Source organism: Variovorax sp. J22P240 (assembly GCF_030316855.1).
In the GTDB taxonomy this organism is placed as follows: domain Bacteria; phylum Pseudomonadota; class Gammaproteobacteria; order Burkholderiales; family Burkholderiaceae_C; genus Variovorax.
Genome location: NZ_JASZYR010000019.1, coordinates 95,883 through 101,987, shown reverse-complemented (window position 1 = coordinate 101,987; position 6,105 = coordinate 95,883). Strand labels below are relative to the sequence as shown.

Below are 6,105 nucleotides of genomic sequence, written 5' to 3'. Positions count from 1 at the left end.
CCTGGGCTACAAGGACTACCTGGACTACAACGTGGGCGTGTCCTATGACTTCGGCAGCGGCCTGTCCCTGGGCGGATGGATCCAGGGCGGCAGCGAACAGAGCGCCTTCAATCTGATCTCCAGCCCGGGCGTGGACATCAACGGCGTCACCTTCGGCCAGACCACCTTCTCGCCCAACAAGACCCGCTTCATCCTCACTCTGACCAAGACGCTTTAGTCACAGAAGGCGCGGCCCCGGAGGCTGCGCCGTCCCTTTCATCTGTAGGAGAAACATCATGAAGCTGGTCACAGCCATCATCAAACCCTTCAAGCTCGACGAAGTGCGCGAAGCGCTTTCGGCGATCGGTGTGCAGGGGATCACGGTCACCGAGGTCAAGGGCTTCGGCCGCCAGAAGGGCCATACCGAGCTGTATCGCGGCGCCGAGTATGTCGTCGACTTCCTGCCCAAGGTCAAGATCGAAGCCGCCGTGGCCGACGAACTGGTCGAGCGCGTCATCGAGGCCGTCGAAGCCGCTGCACGCACCGGCAAGATCGGCGACGGGAAGATCTTCGTGTACGACCTGGAGCAAGTCGTGCGCATCCGCACCGGTGAAACGGGCCGCGAAGCCCTCTGATACGCAAGGCACGAAAGACAAATCGAAATGAAAAAATTCCTTGTTTCACTCGCGCTCGGCTTGAGCGTGCTGGCCGCCGGCACGTCCGGCTTTGCGCAGACGGCCGCGGCACCCGCGGCCGAGGCGCCCGCTGCCGCCGCGCCTGCCGCGCCTGCAGCCGCAGCGCCGGCCGCCGCACCCGCCGCCGCTCCTGCGGCCGCGGCACCTGCCGATGCCGCCGCGGCGCCCGCCGCAGCCGCGCCTTCCTTCAACAAAGGCGACACCGCCTGGATGATGGTCTCCACGCTGCTGGTGATCATGATGACGATCCCCGGCCTCGCGCTGTTCTACGGCGGCCTTGTCCGCAGCAAGAACATGCTGTCGGTGCTGATGCAGGTGATGGTCACCTTCTCGATGATCGTCGTGCTGTGGCTCATCTATGGCTACAGCCTGGCGTTCACGGAGGGCAATGCTTTCATCGGCGGCTTCGACCGGCTCTTCATGAAGGGGATCTTCGATCCGGCCACCGGCGTGTTCGCACCCGGCGCGACCTTCAGCAAGGGCGTGTACATCCCCGAACTGCTGTTCGCCGCCTTCCAGGCCACCTTCGCCGGCATCACCTGCTGCCTGATCGTCGGTGCCTTCGCCGAGCGCATCAAGTTCTCGGCCGTGCTGCTCTTCATGGCCATCTGGTTCACCTTCAGCTATGCGCCGATCGCGCACATGGTCTGGTTCTGGATGGGCCCGGACGCCTACGCCAGCAAGGAAGTCGTCGATGCGATGAACGACAAGGCCGGCCTGATCTGGCAATGGGGCGCGCTCGACTTCGCAGGCGGCACCGTGGTGCACATCAACGCGGCCGTCGCCGGCCTCGTGGGTGCCTTCCTGATCGGCAAGCGCATCGGCTACGGCAAGGAATCCTTCACGCCGCATTCGCTGACGCTCACGATGGTCGGTGCCTCGCTGCTGTGGGTGGGCTGGTTCGGCTTCAACGCCGGTTCCGCGCTCGAAGCCGGCACCAGCGCCGTGCTGGCCTTCATGAACACCTTCTCGGCCACCGCCGCCGCGGTGCTCGCATGGTGCATCGGTGAAGCGCTGATGCGCGGCAAGGCCTCGATGCTGGGTGCCGCCTCGGGGGCCGTCGCCGGCCTCGTGGCGATCACGCCGGCTGCCGGCAACGTCGGCCTGATGGGCGCGATCGTCATCGGCTTCGTCGCCGGCTTCGCCTGCCTCTGGGGTGTCAACGGCCTCAAGAGGATGCTCGGCGCGGACGACTCGCTCGACGTGTTCGGCGTGCACGGTGTCGGCGGTATCGTCGGTGCGCTGCTGACCGGCGTGTTCAACACCCAATCGCTCGGCGGCCCCGGCCTCGTGGGCGACTGGGTCACGGCCGGCATCGTCTCCAACGGCATCGGCGCACAGGTCTGGATCCAGCTCAAGGCGGTAGTGCTGACCATCGTGTGGTCGGGTGTCGTGTCCTTCATCGCCTACAAGATCGCCGACCTCACGATCGGCCTGCGTGTGAGCGAAGAGGAAGAGCGCGAAGGCCTCGACATCTCGGCGCACGGCGAGACCGCGTACAACCGCTGATCTGAAAAGTTTTTGTTAGCGAGAGTCTCCTTTGGATGTTCGGCCCGCACGCGCTTCGGCGTCTGCGGGCCTTTTTTCGCCTAAGCTGCGGCTGATGTGGACCACGCTGAATGACAGCCTCAGCCAGCTCGGCGAGTCGCCGTTCTGGCACCCGGCCGAGCGGTCGCTCTACTGGCTGGACATTCCGGGCCGCGCAGTGCTGCGCACGCGCGGCGACATCGCCCGGCCCGAGATCGAGCGATGGAATGTGCCGACCGAGCCCGGCTGCATGGCGCCCGCGCGCACGGGCGGCCTGGTGATCGCACTGCGCGACGGTGTCTATCGCACGCGGGAGTGGGGCGGCGAACTCAAGCCCATCGCGCGCGTCGACCACGACGTGCGCACGATGCGCTTCAATGACGGCAAGTGCGATCCGCTCGGCCGCTTCTGGGCCGGCACCCTCAACGAGGCGAAGGACCGTACCAACGCCGCGCTCTACTGCCTCGACGCACGCGGCGGCCGCGCTCCGACGCTCACGCAGATGGCCAACGAGGCGACCACCGCCAACGGCCTCGCTTTTTCGCCCGACGATACGACCGTCTACTGGGCCGACACCGCGGCGCATCGCGTGCGCGCTTGGACGTGGGCGGCGCGGCCCAACCGCCTGTCGAACCCGCGCGTGTTCCGGCAGTTCGGCGACAAGCCTGCGGGCTGGACGGCGGAATCGCTCATCCGCTACGAAGGCCGGCCCGATGGCGCCACCATTGACGCCGCGGGCCACTACTGGGTCGCGATGTTCGAGGGCGGCCAGTTGCTGCGCTTCGCGCCTTCTGGCGAGCAGGTATCCGCGCTGCCGACGCCCGTGCAGTGCCCGACCATGCCGTGCTTCGGTGGCGACGACCTGCGCACGCTGTTTGTCACCACCGCGCGGCGCGGCAGGCCGGCCGCCGAACTCGAACAACGGCCGGCATCCGGCCACGTCCTATCGATTCGAGTCGCCACGCCCGGATTGCCCGTGCGCTTCTTTGAAGACTGACCCAGGGGCCGCTGGCGGTAGGATCGCCGGGATGGATCCAGCCCTTTGCCAGATCACCGAGCGCATACGCGCCGCTGCCGCCGACGCCACGATGCTGCGCATTCGGGGAGGCGGCACCAAGGACTTCTACGGCGAGCCGCCGCAAGGCGAGCCGCTCTCCACCACCGAGCTGACGGGCATCACCAGCTACGAGCCGAGCGAGCTGGTCGTCACCGCACGGGCCGGCACGCCCTTGGCCGAGCTCGAGGCCGCGCTGGCCGACAAGGGCCAGTGCCTGGCCTTCGAGCCGCCGCGCTTTGGCGCCGCCGGCACGGTCGGGGGCATGGTCGCGGCAGGGCTCAGCGGGCCTTCGCGGGCCAGCGTAGGTTCGGTGCGCGACTACGTGCTCGGCGCCACGCTGGTCAATGGTCGCGGGGAGGTGCTCACCTTCGGCGGCCAGGTCATGAAGAATGTCGCGGGCTACGACGTGTCGCGCGTGCTCGCGGGTTCTCTGGGCGTGCTCGGGCTCATCGCGGAAGTGAGCCTCAAGGTGCTCCCGGTCGCGCCCGCCGAAGCGACTCTGGAGTTCGCCTGCAGCCAGGCCGATGCGCTGCGCCTGCTCAACGAATGGGGCGGCCGGCCGCTGCCGCTGAACGCAAGCGTCTGGCGCGAGCGGGATGGCGAGGGCGTGTTGTCGCTGCGCTTGCGCGGCGCGGTGGCAGCGGTCGAAGCAGCTTGCACGCACCTGGGCGGCGAGCGTCAAAGCGGTGACCGCACTGCCGCAGGCTGGCAGTCGCTGCGCGACCAGCAGCATCCGTGGTTCGCTGCGCGTGGCGCGCGCGATCTCTGGCGCCTCTCGGTGCCACAGACCTCGCCGGTGCTGGAGGTCGACAGCACGCCGCTGATCGAGTGGCACGGCGCGCAGCGTTGGTACCTCGCGCCGCCCGATCGGCGTCCGCAGTTGCGCGCAGCCGCCCGTGCCGCCGGCGGCCATGCGACGCTGTTCATGCCCTCGGACATCCACGGCCAACGCGTGCTCGGCAGGTTCGACTCGCTGAGCCCCGCCGTAGAGCGCATTCATCGCGCGCTGATGTGCGAGTTCGATCCTCAATCCGTCTTCCATCGTGGACGGCTCTATCCCGCGGACTGACCCCACGCATGCAAACCGAACTCGCTCCCGAATTCCAGGGCACCGCCGATGGCCGCGAAGCCGAGGCGATCCTGCGCAAGTGCGTGCACTGCGGCTTCTGCACCGCCACCTGCCCGACCTACCAACTGCTCGGCGATGAACTCGACGGGCCGCGCGGGCGCATCTACCTGATCAAGCAAGTGCTCGAAGGCAAGGCGCCGACGCGCAGCACGCAACTGCACCTCGATCGCTGCCTGACGTGTCGCAATTGCGAGAGCACCTGCCCGAGCGGCGTCCAGTACGGGCACCTGGTCGACATCGGCCGCAAGATCGTCGACGAGAAGGTGCCACGCCCGCCTCTCGAAAGCGCTCTGCGCTGGACGCTCAAGGAGGCACTGCCTTCATCGCTCTTCGGCCCCGCGATGAAGCTCGGCCAATCGGTGCGCGGCCTGTTGCCCGAAAAGCTCAGGGCCAAGGTGCCCGCGCCGCGGAAGGCCGGGGAATGGCCCACGCGCACCCATGCGCGCAAGGTGCTCATGCTCGCCGGCTGTGTGCAGCCCTCGATGGCGCCCAACATCAACAGCGCGACCGCGCGCGTGCTCGACGCGGCTGGCATCCAGGCAGTGATCGCGCCCAGCGCGGGCTGTTGCGGCGCGGTGAAGTTTCATCTCAACGATCACGACGGCGGCAAGGCGCAGATGCGCGCCAACATCGATGCCTGGTGGCCGCTGGTCGAACGCAAGGAAGTCGAGGCGATCGTGATGAACGCCTCCGGCTGCGGCGTGACGGTGCGCGAATACGGGCACATGCTCAAGGACGACCCGGCTTACGCCGCCAAGGCGGAACGCATCAGCGCGCTCACCCGGGACTTGAGCGAGCTGCTGCCCGAGCTGGTGCCGGTGCTGAAGGGCCGCGTCAGCGCGCCGCGCGGCGTGATCGCCTACCACCCGCCCTGCACCCTGCAGCATGGGCAGAAGCTGCGCGGCGGCGTCGAGACGAACCTTCGCGCGTTGGGTTTCGACGTGCAGGTGGCGCTCAACGAATCGCACCTTTGCTGCGGTTCGGCCGGCACCTACTCGGTCCTGCAGCCCGAGCTGGCCTACCCGCTGCGCGATCGCAAGCTGGGCCATCTGAACCAGCTTCGGCCGACGACCATCGTGTCGGCCAACATCGGCTGCATCACCCATCTGCAAAGCGGCAGCGAAACGCCGGTGCGGCATTGGGTCGAGTTGCTCGACGAAGCGTTGCCGACGCCGCCGACGGCCTGATCGCACACGCATTGGGGTTCTGGTCCGACTCGCCGACAGACGGTGCGAACGGACCATGCATGGATGTTCACTACGGGAGTGTTTCCATGCACGCCTCATTTCGATTCATTCTGCGCGGCACAGTGGTTTGCGCCTGCGCCGTCGCACCTTGGGTGGTGCAAGCCCAGTCCGCCGCCGTTCCCGCCGTGGTGCCAGTTGTCTCGCCGACGATGAAGAGCGACGGTTCCGGGCAGTACGTCTGCGGCGGCGTCGGGTCGGACGAATCCGTCGCCATGCGCGCCGCGATGAAGGACCATCCGCTCTCGCTGCTCTTCGCGCGCGCCAGCGGTGCTTACCTGGCGGATGTCGCGGTCACGGTGAAGAACGCGAGCGGCGCCACCGCGCTGTCACTGGTCTCCAACGGACCCATCTGCCACGTCGATCTGCCGCCCGGCCGCTATACCGTCGAGGCAGCGTCAGAAGGCGTCACGAAGAGCCAGGTCGTCACGCTCGGCGGCGGCTCGAAGACGGCCGACTTCCGCTTCTGACGAA

General features: G+C 67.7%; 6 protein-coding genes and 1 pseudogene. All 7 read left to right on the top strand.

The window, feature by feature from the left end:
• Positions 1-217 (top strand): annotated as a pseudogene (locus QTI24_RS28305) (TorF family putative porin); the annotation flags it as partial.
• Between the two features lie 58 nt (positions 218-275).
• A complete protein-coding gene (glnK, locus tag QTI24_RS28300) occupies positions 276-614 on the top strand; it encodes a P-II family nitrogen regulator (protein WP_028249673.1) in 339 nt (112 codons plus the stop codon).
• A gap of 27 nt (positions 615-641) precedes the next feature.
• Complete coding sequence (locus QTI24_RS28295; RefSeq protein ID WP_286604993.1) at positions 642-2,183, top strand: ammonium transporter; 1,542 nt, start codon at positions 642-644, stop codon at positions 2,181-2,183.
• 94 nt (positions 2,184-2,277) lie between these two features.
• The gene (locus QTI24_RS28290) at positions 2,278-3,198 is read left to right on the top strand and encodes an SMP-30/gluconolactonase/LRE family protein (RefSeq protein WP_286604992.1); all 921 of its coding nucleotides are present in this window, start codon (positions 2,278-2,280) and stop codon (positions 3,196-3,198) included.
• Positions 3,199-3,229: 31 nt separating this feature from the next.
• The gene (gene glcE, locus QTI24_RS28285; protein ID WP_286604991.1) at positions 3,230-4,327 is read left to right on the top strand and encodes a glycolate oxidase subunit GlcE; all 1,098 of its coding nucleotides are present in this window, start codon (positions 3,230-3,232) and stop codon (positions 4,325-4,327) included.
• An 8-nt stretch (positions 4,328-4,335) separates the two neighbouring features.
• The gene (glcF, locus tag QTI24_RS28280; protein ID WP_286604990.1) at positions 4,336-5,574 is read left to right on the top strand and encodes a glycolate oxidase subunit GlcF; all 1,239 of its coding nucleotides are present in this window, start codon (positions 4,336-4,338) and stop codon (positions 5,572-5,574) included.
• Positions 5,575-5,660: 86 nt separating this feature from the next.
• Positions 5,661-6,101, top strand: coding sequence for a carboxypeptidase-like regulatory domain-containing protein (locus QTI24_RS28275; RefSeq protein WP_286604989.1), 441 nt, complete (start codon positions 5,661-5,663; stop codon positions 6,099-6,101).
• The last annotated feature ends 4 nt before the right edge of the window (positions 6,102-6,105 follow it).

Bases quoted from the DNA above. Each gene is read 5' to 3' on its own strand.
- QTI24_RS28290 (WP_286604992.1), top strand. From the start codon at position 2,278: ATGTGGACCACGCTGAATGACAGCCTCAGCCAGCTCGGCGAGTCGCCG.
- QTI24_RS28295 (WP_286604993.1), top strand. From the start codon at position 642: ATGAAAAAATTCCTTGTTTCACTCGCGCTCGGCTTGAGCGTGCTGGCC.
- glnK (WP_028249673.1), top strand. From the start codon at position 276: ATGAAGCTGGTCACAGCCATCATCAAACCCTTCAAGCTCGACGAAGTG.
- QTI24_RS28275 (WP_286604989.1), top strand. From the start codon at position 5,661: ATGCACGCCTCATTTCGATTCATTCTGCGCGGCACAGTGGTTTGCGCC.
- glcF (WP_286604990.1), top strand. From the start codon at position 4,336: ATGCAAACCGAACTCGCTCCCGAATTCCAGGGCACCGCCGATGGCCGC.
- glcE (WP_286604991.1), top strand. From the start codon at position 3,230: ATGGATCCAGCCCTTTGCCAGATCACCGAGCGCATACGCGCCGCTGCC.